Genomic DNA, 230 nt, shown 5'->3' with positions numbered 1-230 from the left:
TCTTCCAGCCGTGGCTTCATCTTTTCCACGTCGAGGTTGCGCTTCTCGGACGAGATGCCCAGCAGGTACGACGCGTTCCTCTTCAGCGCATTCTTGGTATCGAAAGGCAGGATCGCATTGATGATGTTGTTCGTGTTGGCTTTGGTATCCAGGTTGACGCGCTCGGCCGACGATTCAAGCGGCAGGTCATCCACGGTGAAGTCCACCGCACGGTCCTCCTGGTACACATA

At 56.1% G+C, this 230-nt stretch carries 1 pseudogene; it reads right to left on the bottom strand.

Going from position 1 to position 230, the window contains the following annotated elements:
• A pseudogene (locus ACQG3P_RS25340) lies at window positions 1–230 on the bottom strand (TFIIB-type zinc ribbon-containing protein); the annotation flags it as partial.

Origin of the sequence: Stenotrophomonas sp. SrG (genome assembly GCF_050031795.1) — a bacterium.
GTDB classification, from domain to species: domain Bacteria; phylum Pseudomonadota; class Gammaproteobacteria; order Xanthomonadales; family Xanthomonadaceae; genus Stenotrophomonas; species Stenotrophomonas rhizophila_A.
The sequence above is the reverse complement of the archived record's forward strand: the minus strand, read 5'-3'. Positions and strand labels throughout refer to the sequence as shown.